Annotated in this window: 8 protein-coding genes; all 8 read left to right on the top strand. The window is 53.1% G+C overall.

Going from position 1 to position 19,851, the window contains the following annotated elements; genetic code table 11:
* Positions 1–66: 66 nt before the first annotated feature.
* Genes ACJJIN_RS06620 through ACJJIN_RS06585 form a run of 8 tightly spaced genes read left to right on the top strand, consistent with a single transcriptional unit; the run spans position 67 to position 19,848 of the window.
* Complete coding sequence (locus tag ACJJIN_RS06620) at positions 67–396, top strand: isochorismate lyase (protein ID WP_444897403.1); 330 nt, start codon at positions 67–69, stop codon at positions 394–396.
* The gene (locus ACJJIN_RS06615; protein ID WP_444897402.1) at positions 393–1,808 is read left to right on the top strand and encodes an isochorismate synthase; all 1,416 of its coding nucleotides are present in this window, start codon (positions 393–395) and stop codon (positions 1,806–1,808) included. The genes ACJJIN_RS06620 and ACJJIN_RS06615 overlap by 4 nt, the downstream gene beginning before the upstream one ends.
* Positions 1,786–8,424 carry a non-ribosomal peptide synthetase gene (locus ACJJIN_RS06610; protein ID WP_444897401.1) on the top strand — a complete coding sequence of 2,213 codons (6,639 nt, stop codon included), beginning with the start codon at positions 1,786–1,788 and terminating at the stop codon, positions 8,422–8,424. The genes ACJJIN_RS06615 and ACJJIN_RS06610 overlap by 23 nt, the downstream gene beginning before the upstream one ends.
* 48 nt (positions 8,425–8,472) lie before the next feature.
* Positions 8,473–14,058 (top strand): non-ribosomal peptide synthetase, encoded by a 5,586-nt coding sequence (locus ACJJIN_RS06605; protein WP_444897400.1) that lies wholly within the window; start codon positions 8,473–8,475, stop codon positions 14,056–14,058.
* Positions 14,059–15,852: an ABC transporter ATP-binding protein gene (locus tag ACJJIN_RS06600; RefSeq protein WP_444897399.1), complete on the top strand. Its 1,794-nt coding sequence runs from the start codon at positions 14,059–14,061 to the stop codon at positions 15,850–15,852.
* The gene (locus ACJJIN_RS06595) at positions 15,849–17,603 is read left to right on the top strand and encodes an ABC transporter ATP-binding protein (RefSeq protein ID WP_444897398.1); all 1,755 of its coding nucleotides are present in this window, start codon (positions 15,849–15,851) and stop codon (positions 17,601–17,603) included. Before ACJJIN_RS06600 ends, ACJJIN_RS06595 begins: the two co-directional genes overlap by 4 nt.
* The gene (locus tag ACJJIN_RS06590; protein ID WP_444897397.1) at positions 17,600–18,700 is read left to right on the top strand and encodes a saccharopine dehydrogenase NADP-binding domain-containing protein; all 1,101 of its coding nucleotides are present in this window, start codon (positions 17,600–17,602) and stop codon (positions 18,698–18,700) included. Before ACJJIN_RS06595 ends, ACJJIN_RS06590 begins: the two co-directional genes overlap by 4 nt.
* Positions 18,697–19,848 (top strand): class I SAM-dependent methyltransferase, encoded by a 1,152-nt coding sequence (locus tag ACJJIN_RS06585; protein ID WP_444897396.1) that lies wholly within the window; start codon positions 18,697–18,699, stop codon positions 19,846–19,848. The genes ACJJIN_RS06590 and ACJJIN_RS06585 overlap by 4 nt, the downstream gene beginning before the upstream one ends.
* Positions 19,849–19,851 lie beyond the last annotated feature (3 nt).

Below are 19,851 nucleotides of genomic sequence, written 5' to 3'. Positions count from 1 at the left end.
GAAAATGATATGTTATAACGTTTCATTATCGATGGGAAGATGAACAGCTTAGGTGATGGAGTTTCTATGCAAGCAACGAAGCTACCAATGGAGTGTGAAAATCTGAATGAGATCCGCCAAGGTATCGATTCCATTGATCGTGAGATCATCAGGCTGTTGCAGCGGCGTATGGGGTATGTTTTGTCAGCAGCCCAGTTCAAGCCGGATGAAACGAGTATTCCTGCTCCAGACCGGGTTGCGGAGATGTTGATTGACCGCCGTCGTTGGGCTGAGAAAGAACAACTTTCCGCAGATTATATAGAGCAGCTTTTTACCGGGATTATTCGCTGGTTTATCACTCAGCAAAAGCTGCATTGGCGCGCTGAGCGCGGCTTGCCAGTTGAGGAAGATGTATGAAGGGCCGCTCTAAATATGCTGGCCTGGAAGCCTGTTTGCAGGAAGCCAAGTCCAGGGTAAGCCAGGGACAGCCAGAGGTTCTGGCATCGTTTTCATCTCCATGTCATAGACGCAACCCAATAGGGTTGTTTGCCTCCGGCTATCAGCATGAAAGGTTCGCGTCTCTGTGGGGTGTGCCCTCTAGAGATGAATATGCTGTGACCTTTGGCTCTGCCTGTGAATTTAGTTGTGCCCCAGGGGAATCTTGGTCTGAAATCCAAGCCAATTGGCAAAAATTGATGTCCTCCGCTGTGGTAAGCGGGGGGCATCGGCCGGTTTTGTGTGGTGGGTTTGCTTTTGATAGCCAAAAAGATTCCTCATCCTTGTGGCAAGACTTTCCCGCAGGGGCGCTTACGTTGCCCGAGTTGGCCCTTTACTGTGAAGGGGATCGCAGTTATCTGGTAATGAATTTTATCGTTACCGATCAAACAAAATGCAATCAGACTGCGGAGCGGCTGAAGGCGCGGTGGCAGCATATTTTGTCTCGTAGCTCTGACCTTTCTGCGAATGACAATTTGTTTTCGATGGAGTCTGATTTTAGCCAAAATTATGCAGGCCAAATGGCTTGGCAGCAGCGTGTAGTAGGCGCGGTCGAATCAATCAAGCGCAACGAATTTCAAAAAGTAGTTCTCGCTCGTTCTGAATCACTGAGCGCGGATTGCTGCCCGGGAAGTATTCTCGGATATTTACAAGAATCTTACCCCGATGCCTATTTATTTGCCTTTTCCCGCGGAAAAAGTTGCTTTCTTGGGGCTTCGCCTGAGCGCTTAGCGGCTGGTAAAGACGGGCGTATTAGCACAGTGGCTTTGGCCGGTAGCGCACCTCGGGGAAAAGATCCGGCAATTGATTATAAATTGGGGATATCTCTGCTTGACAGCGATAAGGACCGATTTGAACACGACCTGGTTGTCCAACATCTCCTTTCTATTTTGCGCAAATACTGCCACAGCGTAGCGGAACCAGAACCGCCCCAACTCTGTAAATTAAAACAAATTCAGCATTTGCTGACGCCTCTAGAGGGCTTGGTGAAAGATGGCGTAAATCTGTTGGATATCTTATCGGATTTACACCCCAGTGCTGCGGTGGGAGGCCTGCCGAGGAAAAAAGCACTGAAGTATATCCGTGAAAATGAAGGCCTGGATCGCGGTTGGTATGCCGGACCTGTTGGTTGGCTCAATGCCGAGGGGGAAGGGGAGTTTGCTGTTGCACTGCGTTCTGCACTTATTACTCCGGGCACGGTAACACTATTTGCCGGTTGCGGCCTGGTTGAGGCTTCCCTTCCTACCCACGAGTATCGTGAAAGTTGCATCAAAATGCGTGTTATCCGAGACGCAATAAGGAGCGTATCTCTTGTCGCCGAAGCCGCAGAATAAATTAGAGCCAATCAGCCCGGCCAGCTTGTTAAAGGATTTAGTTTGTCAGGCTATTGATGCCGATATTAATGGTATTCATCCGCAGGCTGACTTAATTGCACTGGGGCTCAACTCAGTACAAATCATGAAGATAGCTGGTCAATTAAGGCAGAAAAAGATCAAAGTAAAATTTGCTGATCTTATTGCAGTGCCTCAATTGGAAGCCTGGCTTTCTCTACCTCAGTTGGCTACTGGAACTGAAGAAAGTACCAGTGAACATTTATCTGTGCCGGGAGCCTTTGATGAAGGCACTCCCTTTGATTTGGCACCGATGCAACATGCCTATTGGATTGGACGAGACCCGAATCAATATTTAGGGGGCGTTGCCGCACATTTTTATCATGAGTTTGATGGTCAGGATGTAGTACCTGATCGATTGGAACAGGCTGTGCGCTCCCTATTCGAGCGGCATGGGATGCTGCGTGTTCAAATCCTCGATGATGGTCGACAGCAGATTCCCGCAGAAGTGAGCTGGCCCGGTTTAAAGGTTCATGATTTCAGGCATCAGGCTGCCGCAGAAGCGAAGCAGAGTCTTATCGCTGTTAGGGAGCAACTCTCCCATCGGCAGCTGGATATATCGCAGGGCGAGGTTTTTGATGTACAGCTCTCAATGTTACCTGCTGAATTAAAAGCTGGCGGCACACGCCTACATATTAATCTGGATATGGTAGCTGCAGATGCCTTTAGTCTGCGCGTGTTACTGAATGACTTGGCCAAGCTCTACCTGGAACCAGAACAGTCTCTGGTTCCGCTTAATTACAGTTATCCGCGCTACCAGGCTGACCGCAGCGCTCTTCACTCAAAGGAAGAGCGCCGAGCTGAGAAGCAGCAGGCCAAAGAACACTGGCAGGATCGCCTGGCAGATTTGACTGGTGCTCCTCAATTACCCACTGCAATAGGTATTGAGTCTAAAGACACTCGTCGCGTTGTTCGTCGCCACTATAGTCTGTCTGCTGATCGGAAAAACCAGCTAGCGGAATTTGCGAGTCGTCACGGTATTACTTTATCCATGACCTTGGCAGCGGCGCTTGCGGAAGTGCTTACGGCCTATAGCGAAGAGTCAGATTTCCTGCTGAATCTCCCCCTGTTCGACCGGGAATCCCTGCACCGGGATGTCAACTCTCTGGTAGGAGACTTTACTTCTTCGATCTTGCTTGCCTGGCAGGGCAGCCAGAGTGGAACCTTTGTTGAGCGTGCACAGCGTTTACAACACAACTTCCGTCAGGATGTAGCGCACGGGAGTTATTCCGGCGTAGAGGTGCTGCGTGACCTCAGCAGGCAACAGGGACAAACGGTGTTTGCGCCGGTTGTTTTTACCAGTGCGCTTGGGTTGGGAGAATTATTTGGCGAGTCAGTTCGGAGTGCCTTTGGAGATGTCAATTGGATTATCTCCCAAGGGCCACAAGTGTGGCTGGACGTACAGGTTATGGAACTCAAAGGTGGCCTGTCCGTAAACTGGGATGCGCGGGAAGCTGCTTTTGCTCCCGGCGTCCTGGATGGCATGTTTGCCGCCTTTACGCAGTTACTGGAATGCCTGATCGGCAGCCCGGAATTCTGGGCCCAGCCGATACCATCGCTGCTGCCAGCGGAACAAAAGCAGCAGCGCCAGCAGGTAAATTCCACAGCCAAGCCATACCAGCCTCACCAATTACACGAACATTTTTTTAGCAATGCCAAAAACTGCCCAGAAGCAGTGGCTCTCTATTGGAGCGGTGATCAAATCCGTTACGGGGAGTTGGCCCACAGTGCTTTGGCGATGGCCGCGTATTTACAGCTTCAAGGCGTTGAGCCCGGTGATTTGGTCGGTATTTTATTACCCAAGGGACCGGAGCAGATTATTGCAGCCTTGGGCGTATTAGCGGCAGGAGCGGCATATCTGCCGCTGGGTATAGACCAGCCACCGCTACGTAGAGAGCGCGTGATAAAGCTTGCTGGAGCCAAGCTGGTTATAGATAACTTGTCTGTGCTCTCCGGTGTCGCGCCTTTATCCAAGCCTGTCGTGGGAGAGGCCAAAGGTCTCGCCTATACCATTTTCACCTCCGGCTCTACCGGTGAACCCAAGGGCGTAGAAATTAGTCACGGGAGTGCCTGGAACACAATAGCGGACATTAACACGCGCTTTTCGGTTAACGAAAATGATCGAGTGCTCGCCGTATCAGCATTGGATTTCGACCTTTCCGTTTACGATATTTTTGGGCTCTTGTCCGCCGGCGGTGCATTGGTATTGGTTGAAGAGGAATCCCGGCGGGATGCTGAGCGCTGGCATCAGCTGGTGTGCCAGCATGGCGTTACTGTGTGGAATACGGTGCCGGCGCTTTTGGATATGCTGCTGACCACGGGTGGTAATACCCCAGCTGGGGAGCTGCGCCTGGTATTAAATTCTGGCGACTGGATCAGCCTTGACCTGCCGGAACGATTAAAGCGCGTAAACCCAGGTTGCCGCTTTATCGCTTTGGGCGGGGCCACCGAAGCTTCTATTTGGTCGAACAATTTTGAAGTCAAAGAAGTTGATTCCTCTTGGCGATCTATTCCCTATGGTTACCCTTTGGCCAACCAGCAATTCAGAGTGGTGGATGCCCAGGGGCGTGATTGCCCTGACTGGGTGACAGGGGAGTTATGGATCGGTGGTGCTGGCGTTGCTTTGGGGTATCGCGGTGCTCCCGATATCACCGCAGCCCGTTTTGTGACAGACGAAGGCGAGCGCTGGTACCGCACCGGAGACTTGGGCCGCTATTGGCCGAACGGGTGCCTGGAGTTTTTGGGCCGCGCCGATAATCAGGTCAAGGTGCGCGGACACCGCATTGAACTCGGCGAGATTGAAGCGGCACTGACTGCGCACAAAGGGATTGCGCAAGCGGTCGCACTGCTGACTCAGCGAGGTGTGGTTGCGGTTGTCGTTCTGGAATCCAAATTATCGCAAGGGAATATAAATCCAGAAAAGTGCTTTGTTGATTTGCAGCAGTTGCAGGAACCTTTGAACGATTTGCGGGAGTTCCTGAGTCAACGATTGACCAGCGCCATGTTGCCCAGTGAGCTTTGGTGTCTCACTGAAATACCGCTTACCGCCAATGGCAAAGTTGATCGCGGCGGTTTACAGCAGTTTGCCGATGAATCCCTGTCGCAGTACCAGACAAAGCAGAACCCACCGCAAGGTAAATTAGAGCAGCAGGTGGCTGCCGCCTGGTGCAAATTCCTCGATGTTAATGATATAGCCCGGGACGATAACTTCTTCGCACTTGGAGGTGACTCCCTGTTAGCAACCCGTGTTGTGCGAGATCTGCGCGAGTCTGGCTTTGAAGGTGTCACACTGTCGGAATTATTTAGCCAGCCCAGCTTGGCCGACTTTGCTGCGACATTAGTTCAAGATCCAACTGAGAACCCACAGCGAAATAAAGACACTACCGAAATTACTGTTACACCCTGGCAATCGGATAAGGCCAATCGGTACGCCGCTTTTGAACCTACCGATGTCCAGCGGGCCTATTGGCTGGGAAGGGACCCGGAATTTGTTTTGGGTGGTATCGGTTGTCATTTTTATCGCGAATACGACGTTGTTGATCTCGATCTGGAGCGTTTGGAGTCTGCACTAAATGCGATGATTGCCCGCCATGAAATGCTGCGGGCTGTATTCGACAGTGAAGGTCGTCAGCGCATCCTTGCCGATGTGCCGAGATTTTCCATTGATGTTACAGAGGTAGACCGCGATCCAGCTTCTGCTTTTGCTCAACTGCGACAGGAGTGCGCTGAGCAGGTGTTTGAGCCCAGCCGGTGGCCACTGTTTGATGTCCGTGCTGTGCGCTGTGGGCGCAATACCCGATTGGCTATCGGTTTGGATAATTTGATTCTCGATGCCTTCAGTATTCTGCTGTTTTATCGTGAGTTAAATATTCTTTATCAAAGCCCTGAAACCCATCTACCTTCTATCGAACTCTCTTTCCGCGACTATGTGCGCAATGTATTGCCGCAAACTACCGCAGTATTTGATAGTGATCTTGCCGAAGGTCCCCTGGCTGCCGCAAAAACATTTTGGCAACACAAATTATCGGAGCTGCCTCCCGCGCCTCAGCTGCCCATAGTGCGGGAGCCGGCATCCATTGAGCGCCCGCACTTTGTGCGCCATCAACAGCATATTGATAAGCGGACCTGGCAAAACCTGGTTGCGCGCGCGGCTGAGCAGGGAATCACTCCATCAAGTCTGCTTCTAACAGCTTTTGCCGAGGTGCTTAGTCGTTGGAGCAGTCGCCCTGACCTGAGTTTGAACCTTACCCTGTTTGATCGCCGTGAAGTTCATCCAGATATCTATCGGGTAATGGGGGATTTCACCTCCCTGACCCTGGTGGGTTACCGACCTGAGGCCGGTGACAGCTGGTTGGTGCGAGCGAAAAAAATACAAGGGGAAGTTGGCGCGGCCCTGGAACATCGCGATATTTCCAGTGTTAGCCTGATGCGGGAATTAGCCCGCCGACAGAGCGACGCGGAAGCCACAATGCCCGTGGTCTTCACCAGTGCACTGGGTATTCCCGGTGGCACAGCGGCACCGGAGGATGGGCCTCTGCGGGAACCCATCTGGGCCCTGACACAAACGCCGCAAGTCTGGTTGGATCACCAGGTGGTCGAAGTCGAGGGAGGCGTTTTCTTAAATTGGGATGTGGTCGAAGCGCTTTTCCCTGAGGGGATGTGCGCGGAAATGTTCCAGGCCTATATCGGCTTGCTCCAATGGACGGGTGACGCTGAATGGGATTCCACACCGCCTGATTTATTACCCAAGTCTCAACGGGAATTGAGAACCCAGCTTGAAAAGCGTACCGCAATTGACCCAACAGATAATTTGTCGCAGCGATTTTTCCAGCAAGCAAAAGCGAATCCCGACAATATCGCCTTATATTGGGGTGACGATAATTCCCTGAGTTATGGCGTCCTGGCAGAGCGTGCTTTGCGTATCGCTGCCTGGTTATTGGAAAGTCAGGTTTCATCTGCCGAGGTGGTGGCCGTTAACCTGCCGAAAGGACCCGACCAGATTGCCGCTGTTTTGGGGGTACTCGCAGCGGGAGCTGCTTATTTGCCTGTTGGTATCGATCAACCGAAGGCCAGGCGCGAGTCAATGTTGCGCCGTGCCGATGTAAAAGTGGTACTCGACCAAAGTGCAATTCATCAGGCCGAACAGTTCACTCCTATTGGTGAACCGATTTCTGAGCCTATTGCAACAGAACCTGAGCAACTGGCTTATATCATTTTCACTTCCGGCTCCACGGGCGAACCCAAGGGCGTCGAAGTCAGTCACAGTGCCGCCTGGAATACCATTGCGGATATCAACGAACGTTTCTCTGTTGATGAAAATGATCGTGTACTGGCCATTTCAGCCCTGGATTTTGACCTCTCTGTTTTCGATATTTTCGGACTGCTATCTGTCGGTGGTGCGCTGGTATTGATTGATGAAGAGGACCGGCGGGATGCCGAGTGCTGGCATCAACGGGTATGTCACTACGGCATCACCATCTGGAATACGGTACCGGCGCTACTGGATATGTTACTCACTGTCGGTGCAGGTACACCGCCTGGCAAATTGCGTTTGGTATTAAATTCCGGCGATTGGATTGGCCTGGATTTACCCCAGCGCTTAAAACAAGTACAGCCCGAATGCCGTTTTATCGCACTGGGTGGCGCCACGGAAGCTTCTATTTGGTCCAACAGTTTTGAAGTTATAGACGTTGCCCCAAGCTGGCACTCGATCCCGTACGGATACCCCCTGGCTAACCAGAAATTCAGGGTGGTGGATGCCCAGGGGCGCGACTGCCCTGACTGGACAACGGGTGAGCTGTGGATCGGTGGTGATGGTGTCGCCATGGGCTATCGCGCGGCTCCCGAGTTGACCGAAGCGCGCTTTGTTACGGTCGATGGTGAGCGCTGGTATCGCACAGGGGATCTTGGACGCTACTGGCCGAATGGATGCTTGGAATTTTTGGGGCGCGCCGATAGCCAGGTGAAGGTCCGTGGCCATCGCATAGAGCTGGGTGAAATCGAAACCGTATTTAATCGTCAGATGTTTGTGCAGCGCGCGCTGGTGCTAACCACAGAAGAACAACAGCTGGTCGCTGCCGTTGTGCTCGCACCCGAATGCCCACCAACTTTTAGTACTGATGACTTGCGCGAGTACCTTCGCCACCATCTTCCGTCTTATATGGTCCCGGATTTCATTGTGACCTTGCCGGAAATGCCCTTGAGTGCAAACGGCAAATTGGATCGGGCTTCAGTATTAAAGCTCGTGCATGCGGTGGAAAAACCGCAACAGGAAAAAGCGGCTGAGCTGGCAACAGATAACGAGCGCCTGGTCGCACTGATCTGGCAGGAACTTCTTAACCTGCCAGCGATAAACCGCGATCAAAATTTCTTTGAATTGGGTGGCGATAGTTTATTGGCCACCCGGTTTATCGACCGCTTAAAACAGCAACACCGCTTGCTGCTTCCCCTCAGACGTTTATTCGCCTCTCCGAGACTGGCAGATGTTGCCGGTGCCCTAAGTGCAATGAAACCGCTAGTGGATGTTGATCCCGGTACGGTGGAAGAGGGTGTGATATGAGCTTGTTGGCAATTTTATTTTTCAGCGATTGGACGGAGTTTTAACCCCATGACGGCTATGGAACTGATCGACGAATTACAAGGGCTTGGGGTGGAACTCTGGACCGAGTCTGAACAACTGCGCTTTCGCGCGGCCAAAGGCCTGCTGTCGGAGCAGCACAAGCAGAGGCTGCGGGAACACAAGTTACAAATTATCGAAATACTGAGCGCTGCTCAAACAGCCGCTGGCAACGACCAGGATCTGGGAGTGGTGGTTGAGGCCGATAGGGAAAATCGGCATGAACCATTCCCTTTAAGCGATGTGCAGACCGCCTACCTGTTGGGTCGACAAAATGCATTTGGCTACGGCGGCGTTGCTTGTCACGGTTACCTGGAGCTGGAGTACCCGGGATTAAATCCAAAAGGTTTACAGGAAGCCTGGAACCAACTCATTGAACGTCACCCGATGTTGCGGGCGGTTATCGAGCAGGAGGGATACCAGCGGGTTCTCCCCCAAGTGCCGCACTACGAAATGAAAAGCCAAGACCTTACCGGTTTGGACGAGGACGCCCTGGAGCTTGCCTTGGAATCGGTGAGAGATGAACTGGGCCACCGCAACTACCCCATTGGTGAGTGGCCCATGTTCGAGCTGCGCCATAGCCGCACAGATAAGGGCCATATAGTGCATTTCTCTATGGATGCACTGATCGCAGACTGGGCCAGTGCAGGCATTTTATTTAATGAGCTCGATCTCCTGCTGTCTCACCCCGGTGCAGCCCTGCCGCCAATGGAAATTGATTTTCGTGATTACCTACTGGCCGAACGAAGTTTATTGGATAGCCAGGGTTACCAAAATGATCGTCGCTATTGGTTGGATCGCCTTGAGCAATTGCCGCCTGCACCTGAGTTACCGGTTTTGCCGCCAGCCTCAGAAGTCGAATCTGTGCGCTTTAATCGCCATCACTACCGCCTGGATATTACCCATTGGCAGAAACTGAAGCAGCGAGCTGGTGCTGCTGGACTGACCGCATCAGTTGCCGTACTGGCTGCCTACGCCGCGGTATTGCAGCGTTGGAGTCGTCAGCCACGCTTCAGCCTGAGTCTTACATTATTGAATCGATTGCCCTTACACCCTCAGGTTAACCAGCTGATTGGTGATTTTACTTCGGTCAGTGTGTTGGCGATTGGTGATTCCAATGGAAAAACCTTTCGCGATTGGGCGGCAGGCATTGGCGAACAGTTGTTCAGTGATATTGATCACCGCTTGTTCTCCGGTGTGGAAGTACTGCGGGAAATGTCACGTGCGCGAGGACCCGAGGCCGCATTGATGCCGGTGGTATTTACCAGTGCTATTGGTCTGGGAGATACCGAAAAACCCGCTAGCGGTAGAAAGTCCGGCAGGGGAATTACCCAGACACCGCAAGTCACCCTGGATTGCCAGGTAAGGGACGATGCCGATGGTCTGGAAATTAACTGGGACGTGCGCCAGGGTGTTTTTCCATCGGGCCTGGTGGAGGATATGTTCGCGGTCTTTACCGGCTTATTGAATGAGCTTGCCGCTGGCGGCGACGGGCAATGGCTTAGTAAATCTCCAGTTTCTTTACCCGAGTGGCAGCAACAGGAGAGGCATCAGGTCAATCAAACCGATGGACCAGTTCCTTCAGAGTTATTGCACCAGGGCGTATTTGCCCAGGCAGCGGCAACGCCGGAAGCTACTGCCATTATTGATAGCAATGGCAGTGTGAGTTATGGGGATCTAGCGAAAAAAGCGGCGGGTATCGCCAAATCGCTGAGAAAAGAAGGTTTCCAGCTGGGTGGTCGCGTAGCCATTGCAATGCCCAAAGGGCGAGAGCAGATAGCGGCGACCCTCGGTGTGCTCCTGGCTGGTGGTATCTATTTGCCACTGGACGCGGCACAACCGGAAATACGCCTCAATAAATTGTTGCTCAGTGCAGAGGCGGAATATGTCCTGACACTCAGTGACCTCGCCAACCAAATTAAGTGGCCGTCAGAAGTGCAGGTGATCAGTGTCGATAGCCTAGCTCCTGAAACTGAAATTCCGGTGGCCAGCAACGGCGACCCGGAGCAGCTCGCTTACGTTATCTATACGTCCGGTTCTACCGGCGATCCCAAAGGGGTGATGATTAATCATCGGGCCGCTTTGAATACGGTGCTGGATATTAATCGCCGTTTCGAGGTGGGCTCGAGCGATCGTATCTTGGGTTTGGCTCAACTCAGTTTTGATTTGTCGGTCTACGATATTTTCGGCCCCTTGGCAGTGGGTGCGACTTTGGTATTGACCGATCCGGCCCGTGGCGCAGACCCTTCGCACTGGGCGGAGGTCATGGATGAGCACCGGGTGACATTGTGGAACTCTGTTCCTGCGCAGTTACAAATGCTGGCTACCTATTTGGATACAGAACCTCGTCCATTGTCTGATTGGCGATTGGCAATGCTGTCGGGAGACTGGATTCCGGTTACTTTACCGGAACATATCCGGCGCCATGTGCCAGCACTCGACCTGATCGGTATGGGTGGGGCTACAGAAGCTGCGATTTGGTCCAATTATCACCGTATTGATCGGGTCGACTCTGCTTGGACCAGTATTCCCTATGGCGTGCCGCTGACGAACCAGGGCTTCAGGGTATTGGATAGCCAATTGCGCGATGCCCCTGTGTGGGTAGCGGGTGAGCTGATGATTACTGGCCTCGGATTGGCCGATGGTTACCTCGGTGATGCGGCCCTCTCTGAACAGAAATTCTTCTATCACCCGACGGATGGCCAGCGCCTTTACCGCACTGGTGACTTGGGCCGCTATTTACCCGGTGGTGAACTCGAATTCCTGGGCCGTGAAGACGGACAGGTAAAAATTCGCGGACACCGTATTGAGCTGGGAGAAGTGGAGTCTGCATTGCTGGCCCACCCCGCAGTGTCAACAGCGGCGACGGTGATTGAAAAGAAAGAGGGAGACTCGCGAGCGGATTTAAATCTGTTGGGTTTTGTGGAAAGCCGTCGCTTAGATGATGCAGAACCGGCGACTATTGATCCCGAGCTGGTGAATTCAGTGCGTCAGTTTGCGCACTATCAGGCTGGTGAGCCAGAAGCTGTCAGTGTCGGCGATTATGTGCAGGCACTTGAAAATGCATCCCTGTTATCGATACTTCACGGTCTGGTGGAATTAGGGGCGTTTACAAATTGTGGGCAGGGATATAGTTCAGAAGAAGTTCTCTCCTTAGCCAAAGTACATGAAAAGCATCACTGGTTAGTGCGTCGTTGGTTGGACCTTCTCGTTAACGCAAAGCTGCTCAGCTTATCCACTGCCAGCTCCAGTACTGAGGAAAAATACACGCGAACCCAAGAAGTTGATGCTTCCGCAGTTGATGCTGTGTGGAAGCGAGTTGAGCAGGGGATTGAAAGCGGCTTTTGTAATCGGGAATTCCTGCAATATCACCGGGATCATATCGAGTTATTACCGCAGTTATTAGCGAATCAACAAAACCCATTTGAGTTGTTGTTCCCCCAAGGCGACCAGCAGGTGGCTTTGGCTCTCTATCGAGATGATCTTATCGCCCGCTATAACAATGCCGCCGCTGCCGCATTAATTAACCGTATTGCCGCCCAGAGCGATAGAGGGTTAAGGGTTCTTGAGCTGGGTGCGGGCACAGGGGCTACCAGTGCTTCTGTTATTCCTATGTTGGATGGATATGACGTCGATTATCTATTCACTGACATGACCGCATTTTTCCTGACTGAGGCTCGCCGCCAATTTAAAGAGTGGCCTTGGGTGCGCTTTGGATTAATGGATCTCAATACCGACTATCGCGCCCAGGGTTTGGCTCCTAATAGCGCAGATGTCATTTTATGTGCAGGTATGCTCAACAGCACCCGAGATCCAGAGGCGGCTATTGCCAATGTTGTGGAGTTACTGGCACCCGGAGGCTGGTTAATCCTGACTGAGCCAACGGTGGATCACGCCCATATCTTACTTACCCAGGGCTTTATGATGGACCCGGCGGGTGATGATCGCGCTTGTGGTGCGACCAAGTTCCTTTCTATCGGGAAATGGCAGTCGCTGTTGAAAGCCAATGGAGCCGGACAGATTCTTTCCCTGCCTGAAGATGACCATCCTTTGTCTGCCTTCGGCATGAATCTACTGGCCGCGCAGATGAAAACTGACAGACAGGATTTGAGTGCCAGGACACTGCGGGACTTTTTAGCGAATCGGTTGCCCGCACATATGGTGCCCGCACATTTGCAAGTTCTCGATCAGCTACCGCTCACCGCTAATGGCAAGATCGATCGCAAAAAGCTGGCTGGTTGGCGTCCAGCAACGGGGGATACGCAAGAGGCTGCGAACTCAGAGCAAATGGACCCACTGGAAACTGCCCTGTGCAAACTCTGGGCGAATGCGTTGGGTCTCGATAATGTCGGCCGCCAGGATAGCTTTTTCGATCTCGGTGGTGATTCGCTGATTATGGCGCGGGTTGCAGGGCGATTGCTGGAAGAAATTCCGGAAGCGAAACCTTTCACTTACGACGCCTTGTTGCGCCACATGCTCAACGGACCAACGGTTGCTGCATTGGCCAGAGCCCTGAGAGTTGAGCCGGATGCTGTTGCCGAGGGGCAGGAAGATACTGAGAGCGACACTTTGGTTGCCACTACCCGCGAGGGCAGCAATTCCTTGATGGTTCCTTTCAGTCATATAGGCGAGGGTAAAGGGGCATCTAAAGAAGGGGCGCCGGTACGGATTATGTTCCATGCGGCCCTGGGTACCCTGGATTATTTCCAGCACTTGGGCAAAGCGCTTGCGGCTCAAGATCTGGGTCCAGTATTTGGGATTGCGGTAGCGAATACGGAAGAGTATTTGTCGATCGATGCAAAAGAATTAATCGAACGCACCGCCGACGATTACGCCCAGCGAATAATTGCCGAGGGCTACCAGCGCTGCCAGTTAATTGGTTACTGCCTGGGTGGTCTGCTGGCGACGGAAGTTTCGCGGAGATTGCTGGAGCGCGGTGTCGATGTGATTGACCTGAGCCTGATCGACAGTATCCCAATGTTTGTCGATACCGATGAAGAGCTGGCTTTCGAAGCGATTTTTGCCCCCAACCTAAATCTCGACCCAGTAAAAGCGGTATTTGGTGAGCATATCGAGAGCGAAGATATTTCCCGCGCGATCGAGACCTTAATGCAGAAACACAACGGTCGTGTTCCTGCGGGTGCGATGGCAGAACTCAATGGTGATGCGGGGCTGGAAGCGGTAGCCGAAGCCGTGCGACAACGCTCTGAACTCACTCAGGAACAGCGCCTGGCCAGTTATACCGAAATGGCCTCTGCCCAAGCGGGTGTGCCGGTCGAAGCCGCGATGATACCGGGGCTTTTCCGGGTGTGCCGACACAGTATGCGCGCCGCCTGTTTTGACCTTCCTCCCTATATTGGCGATATGACGTATTTGCGCTGCCAGGAAGAGCAATCCTTCGGTGTCACCGCCGGCGTAGGGCATATGGCTGCGCCTTATTGGCAGGAAGTTTGTCTGGGTGATTTTGAGTTAATCGATGTGCCGGGCAATCACTTTAGCGTTATGGAACCGCCGCAGGTTGCCACTGTAGTTGAGCACTTGGCAAAACCACTACAGTGCGGTAAAGCGGACAAATAGATGGCTGAGCAAATTTTGCCAAAGTCCGACCTGCGGGAACTGATGCGCCCATTTCGTGGCCTCGTGTGGCTGGGGGTGGCGCTCGGTGCCTGTGGTGCGCTCACTTCACTGATTCCTTTTATCGGTATCGTTGAGCTGGCTCGCCTGCTCCTTGCGCCGGATATCAGTGATATTGCCGAGGCGATTATTCCTGTTGTGTTGGCGATAGTTGCCGGGCTGGCGATGGGCTGGATTTGCACCGTAATCGGTTTGTGGTTAACCCATATTGCGGATCAGCGTATGCAGGCGGAACTGCGGCGGGCCCTGGTGCGGAAATTGGGACAGGTGCCCCTGGGTTGGTACAGCGAGCACACTTCCGGGGCGGTGCGCAAAGCGGTACAAGACGACCTTGATGATCTTCACCATATGATTGCGCACCATCAGGTGGAGTTGGCCGCTGCGTTTGTACTGCCACTGGCGGGCCTGGGTTACTTAACCTGGCTCGACTGGCGCTTGGCCCTGTTAGCGGTAGTTACCCTGCCAATTTACCTCGTGTCCTACGCCTGGATGATGCGTGGTTTCGGGGAAAAAATGCAGCAGCTGGATAAGGACTTTGGCCGGGTCAGTGCTGCGATTGTTGAATTTGTCCACGGCATTGCGGTGGTCAAGGTTTTCTCGCAAACCGGTCGCGCCCACAGAAATTACCAACAGGCCGTGGAAGATTTTAGTCGCCGTTATACAAGCTGGGTTACACCGCTTGTCCGTTTGGAGGCCGTAACCTCCCTGGCCTTGTCGGTGCCAGTCATTATGTTGGTGAGTCTGGCCGGAGGCGCTTGGCTGGTGGTGAATACAGGCATTCAGCCGATTGATGTTCTCGCAACAACGCTGATCGCTGTGATGATTCCCCAGACGATTCTCACCTTGAGTCAGGGGCTGACCGCCCAGCAAAAAGCCAAAGCTGCCGCAGGCAGGATCGATCAATTGTTGGAGGTTGAGCCTCTGGCTGTTACCTCTGAACCCAAAGAGCCCAAAGATGCAGGGCTGCTCTTTAAGCAGGTCAGCTTTGTCTATACCCAGGATCGGCCGGTATTAAGCGATATTACTTTGCGCTGTCACCCCGGCTCGATCACAGCTTTGGTGGGGAGCTCCGGTGCCGGGAAATCCACCTTGGCCAAACTAGTTCCCCGTTTTTATGACGTGGCCCAAGGTGCTGTGCTTCTGGGAGACGTCGATGTCCGTGATATAGATCCGGACAATTTATATCGACATGTTGGCTTTGTACTTCAAGAGACTCAGCTATTGGCTGGCACTGTGGCAGATAACCTGCGCCTTGGGCGCCCGGATGCCAGTGACCAGGAGTTGGTAGATGCAGCGCGCAGTGCCTGCATCCATGAAAAAATTTTAAGTTTCCCCCAAGGTTACCAGGCGGTTATTGGCAAGGATGCCTTTTTTTCTGGTGGAGAAGCGCAGCGTTTAAGTATCGCGCGGACGCTTTTAGCAGATGCCCCTGTGTTGATTTTGGATGAGGCCACAGCTCACGCCGATCCGGAATCCGAAGCCCAAATTCAGCAGGCATTGTCCTGCCTGGTGCGCAATCGCACGGTACTGGTGATTGCCCATAAGCTGCACACCATCACCGAAGTCGATCAGATTGCGGTCCTGGACGGCGGCCGCTTGGTTGAATGCGGAAGTCACCGACAACTGTTGGCTGAGAGCAAGCACTACGCGGAACTATGGCGTTTGTACAACAGTGCCGAACAGAGTGAAAAAGCAATGAGTGGTGAGGCTCAGGTTATTAGCGGGGTCTCATCATGATTCGCAGTTTGCTCGCCATTCTCGGACCCGCGCATCGCCGTGAAGTTGGCATTTACGCGGTATGGCTTCTCGCCTATGGGGTTTTGCAGGGAATCGCGGTGACACTTCTGGTGCCCCTGCTCAGCTCACTGTTGGCCTCTGAGATGGAGGCGGTTGGGTACTGGTTGCTTTCCCTGTTATCGGTAGTTGTGATTGCTTGTATTGCTCGTTACCAGCAAACCGTAAAAGGGGCTGCACTGGCCATCCTGGTATTGAAAACCCTGCACAATCGTTTGGGTGAACACCTCTCTCAACTTCCCCTCGGTTGGTTCAGTGCAGAAAAAGTCGGTCGTTTGTCCCGCAGTGCAACCGGGGGCACCTTGATGGTGACTAACGTTTTTGCCCACCTGTTGCCCCCCACTGTCAGCGGTGTTGTCACTCCGCTGACAGTGGGGGTGGCAATGTTGTGGTTTGACTGGCGACTGGGGCTGACCGCTTTGTTGTTTGTGCCCTTGATTTATATTGGCCATCGCTGGTCCGCCCAGTGGATAGGCGCCATGGAAACGGAAGTGGATGCTGCCGGTGCTCGCGCCAGTAGCCGGGTGGTGGAGTTTGCCCGCAACCAAGCGGTACTCAGGTCTTTTGGCAAAAATGTCAGCGGTTATCTCCCACTGGAAGAGGCGATTGCCGGGCAAAGCGGAGCGGCGGGTTCCATGTTGCGGCAGACCTTCCCCCGCTTGTTTGCCAGTGGATTTATGGTGCAACTCGCCTTTGCCGCAGTGATTGCCGTGGGTGTTTGGCTCACGCTCAATCAACAACTTCCCCCTATTGAATTGGTGGCTTTGCTAGCTTTGGCGGCCAGATTTACCGGTCCTCTGGCGGAACTCGCCGGGCGCAGTGGTCTGCTGCGCATGGCCGGTAATGATTTACGCAGACTGGCCGCTATTCTTTTTGAGCAGCCGCTACCTCAGCCATCCAAATCTCAGCCATTTACCGAGCAGATCGGATGGGTTGAATTTTCAAACGTAAATTTTAGCTACGAGCGGGGGCAACCAGTATTGAAGGATCTTTCCTTTAGGGTTTCTCCGGGTACAACTACAGCGATAGTCGGAGCATCAGGCTCCGGTAAAACCACTATTACCCGTTTGTTGCTGCGTTTTTTTGATACCGATCAGGGCCAGGTAAAAGTGGGCGGGGTGGATGTGGGGCAACTGCGTACAGAAGACCTGATGCGGCAAGTCTCTATCGTTATGCAGGACGTGTACCTGTTCAGCGACACCCTGGAAGCGAATATTCGCTTGAGCTCTCCCGAAGCCAGTCAGGAAGAACTGGAACGTGTGGCGAAACTGGCTGGAGTGGATGAGATTATCGAGCGCTTGCCGCAGGGGTGGCAGACCCAGGTGGGTGAGGGAGGTGCTGCACTTTCCGGCGGCGAACGCCAGCGGGTTTCCATTGCCCGCGCCCTATTAAAAGCCACACCGATCGTTGTGCTGGATGAAGCGACAGCGGCACTGGACCCGCGCAATGAAAAATACCTGAACAGCTCCCTGAGGCAGTTACAACAGGGCTCCACTCTTATTGTGATTGCCCATCAATTGTCCACGGTGATGAATGCGGATCAAATCATCGTGCTTGATGCAGGTACTGTGGCCGAGATTGGAAATCACCGTGAATTGTTATCCCAGCAAGGCCTTTACGCACATTTTTGGCATCAGCGCAGCCGTGCAACTGGCTGGCAACTGGTTGAGACCGATACGGAGGTGAGCTTGTGACAATCGCGATTTTAGGTGGCTACGGCGATGTGGGCGCAGCCGTTACCGGTTATTTACAGTCCCTGGAAGTGGGCCCTTTGCGTATCGGTGGTCGCAATGCACATAAACAGCCGCTATCCAGTAATTCAGTTATTTCCTATCAGACCGTGGACTACCTGGATACAGCCTCACTGGATCAGTTTGTATCCGGTTGTAAGGTTCTGATCAATTGCGCAGGACCTTCACATTTAATTGGCGACAGGGTTGCCAAGGCTGCGGCACAAGCGGGAGCAGCCTATATCGATGTCGCTGGTGATGAGGCTCTCTCTAAGCAACTCGATTCATCCTATTATCAGAGCAGTGGATTGATCGCAGTTTTATCAGCCGGATTACAGCCGGGGCTGAGCAGCTTGCTACCACGCTGGCTGGCAGAGCAGGAGTTTTCGCAGGTAGAGAGCCTGACCAGTTATTTCGGTCTGCGCGATCGGTTTACCGATGTCGCTGCCGATGATTATTTGCAAGACGCTAACGAACAGCACAGCAAGCCCTTGGCGGCCTGGCGTAATGGTCGCCGTTTGAACGGTGTACTGAAACGCCGCTCCGATGTGGAGCTGCCGTTTTTCCCAGACACAGCCACGGTTCTCCCCTATTTAAACAGTGAAAGCGAGCGTTTGGCCCGGGACTTATCCCTCTCTGAAGGCGATTGGTATAACGCGATTACCGGCTCTCATATCTTGTCGGCATTTAATAGCGCCCATGGTTTGAGCCGCGACGAAGCGCGGGCAGCGCTGTGTCGGGCCAGTGCGCTGGATCTGGCGGGGCGCCATCCTTATGTGGTCATGCTTTTGCAGCTTACCGGTAAATACAGCGGGCAAGAGCGCACTCGCACGGCGGCGTTGCGGGGTACCGGTAATGCCGATCTAACAGCAGCAGTAGCCGCAGTTACCACTTTGGCTGTACTTCGCGATGAAATCCCAGCGGGTTGTCACTACTGCGCCCAAATATTGCCGCCGGCATCAGCGATGGAGCGTATGTCGGAGATTGGGGCATTCAGTTTTTTAACCACCCTGGAAACAAGTATTGAAGATATGGAGTACCTTGAGGAGGGAGCCATTTGAAAAACCTAACACCTCCAACTGCCAATACCGCCCATGAGGCTGGGCTGGCAGCTCTACCCGCTGAGCTGACGGTAGACAGTGGTTTGGCGCAACTGCCTGCTGCAATGCAGAGGCTGGAATTCATCAGCCTGCGGGCGATTATGGAGTTGCTTTCTTCCAGCGGCACGTTGACCGCCGAAAATGCCAGGCGCAGCAGTGATGAAATTATTAATACGCTGGGTGCCGCCTGCCGACATCACTGGCTGGTTCGCCGCTATCTGGTGGCCTTGGTTGAACGAGAGTTTTTGAAGCTCAGTGATGGCTACTACTCCTGGGAGCAAATTCCCGAGAGTGCAGCTGGTGCAGATAAATTACCGGAGGCCTACGATGCGTTGGGATTTCCCCCGGAAATGGCTCAGTCTCACCAAAAGCTTTTGGCACATTTGGCTGAACTGATTCGTGATGAAGCCTCCATAAATCAACTGCTGTTCGAGAATGGAGAAATACTAACCGCATTGGCCGCCTACCAGAACAACTGGTTTACGACTTATCTCAATTATGCGGCGGCAAGCATTGTAAAACAGGCTGTTAAACCCGGCCCTATGTTAAGAGTGCTCGAATTAGGCGGTGGAGCGGGTCTAACCACTGCTGCAATTTTAGATACTCTGGCTGGCAGGCCGATTAATTATCGTTTTACGGATATATCGCCTCTTTTCACCACTGCTGCCCAGAAGAAATTCCGCAATCACATCGGTTTGCGTTGCAGCCTGCTCGATATCAATGCGGATTTCACTGCGCAGTCAATCCCTGCAGCCAGCACCGACATTGTTGTGGCTGGCAATGTTTTGCACAACGCCGCTCATATTGGCCAGACCTTACAGCGTATTCGTCGTTCTCTGGTCACCGGTGGCTGGCTGTTGTTTAGCGAATCCACTCGGGAAAACCATGCCATGTTAACGGCAATGCAGTTTCTTCTTTCTCCCGCAAAATCGGAGCCTCTTCTGGGGAGCGAAGACCGGAGAGGGGGAACCGACCAGGTGTTTATCGACAGCACAGCATGGCAGGAAGAACTGGTTAAGGCCGGCTTTGAGGTTAAGTGCTTCTTACCTGCATCGACATCGCCATTATCGGTCGCGGGTCAAACTCTATTTTTTGCGATAGCTGTTTAAGGA

The organism is Microbulbifer maximicatervae (SeqCode), assembly GCF_052467505.1.
This window is presented reverse-complemented; position numbering and strand designations above follow the sequence as displayed.

Bases quoted from the DNA above. Each gene is read 5' to 3' on its own strand.
- ACJJIN_RS06605 (WP_444897400.1), top strand. From the start codon at position 8,473: ATGACGGCTATGGAACTGATCGACGAATTACAAGGGCTTGGGGTGGAA.
- ACJJIN_RS06595 (WP_444897398.1), top strand. From the start codon at position 15,849: ATGATTCGCAGTTTGCTCGCCATTCTCGGACCCGCGCATCGCCGTGAA.
- ACJJIN_RS06615 (WP_444897402.1), top strand. From the start codon at position 393: ATGAAGGGCCGCTCTAAATATGCTGGCCTGGAAGCCTGTTTGCAGGAA.
- ACJJIN_RS06620 (WP_444897403.1), top strand. From the start codon at position 67: ATGCAAGCAACGAAGCTACCAATGGAGTGTGAAAATCTGAATGAGATC.
- ACJJIN_RS06600 (WP_444897399.1), top strand. From the start codon at position 14,059: ATGGCTGAGCAAATTTTGCCAAAGTCCGACCTGCGGGAACTGATGCGC.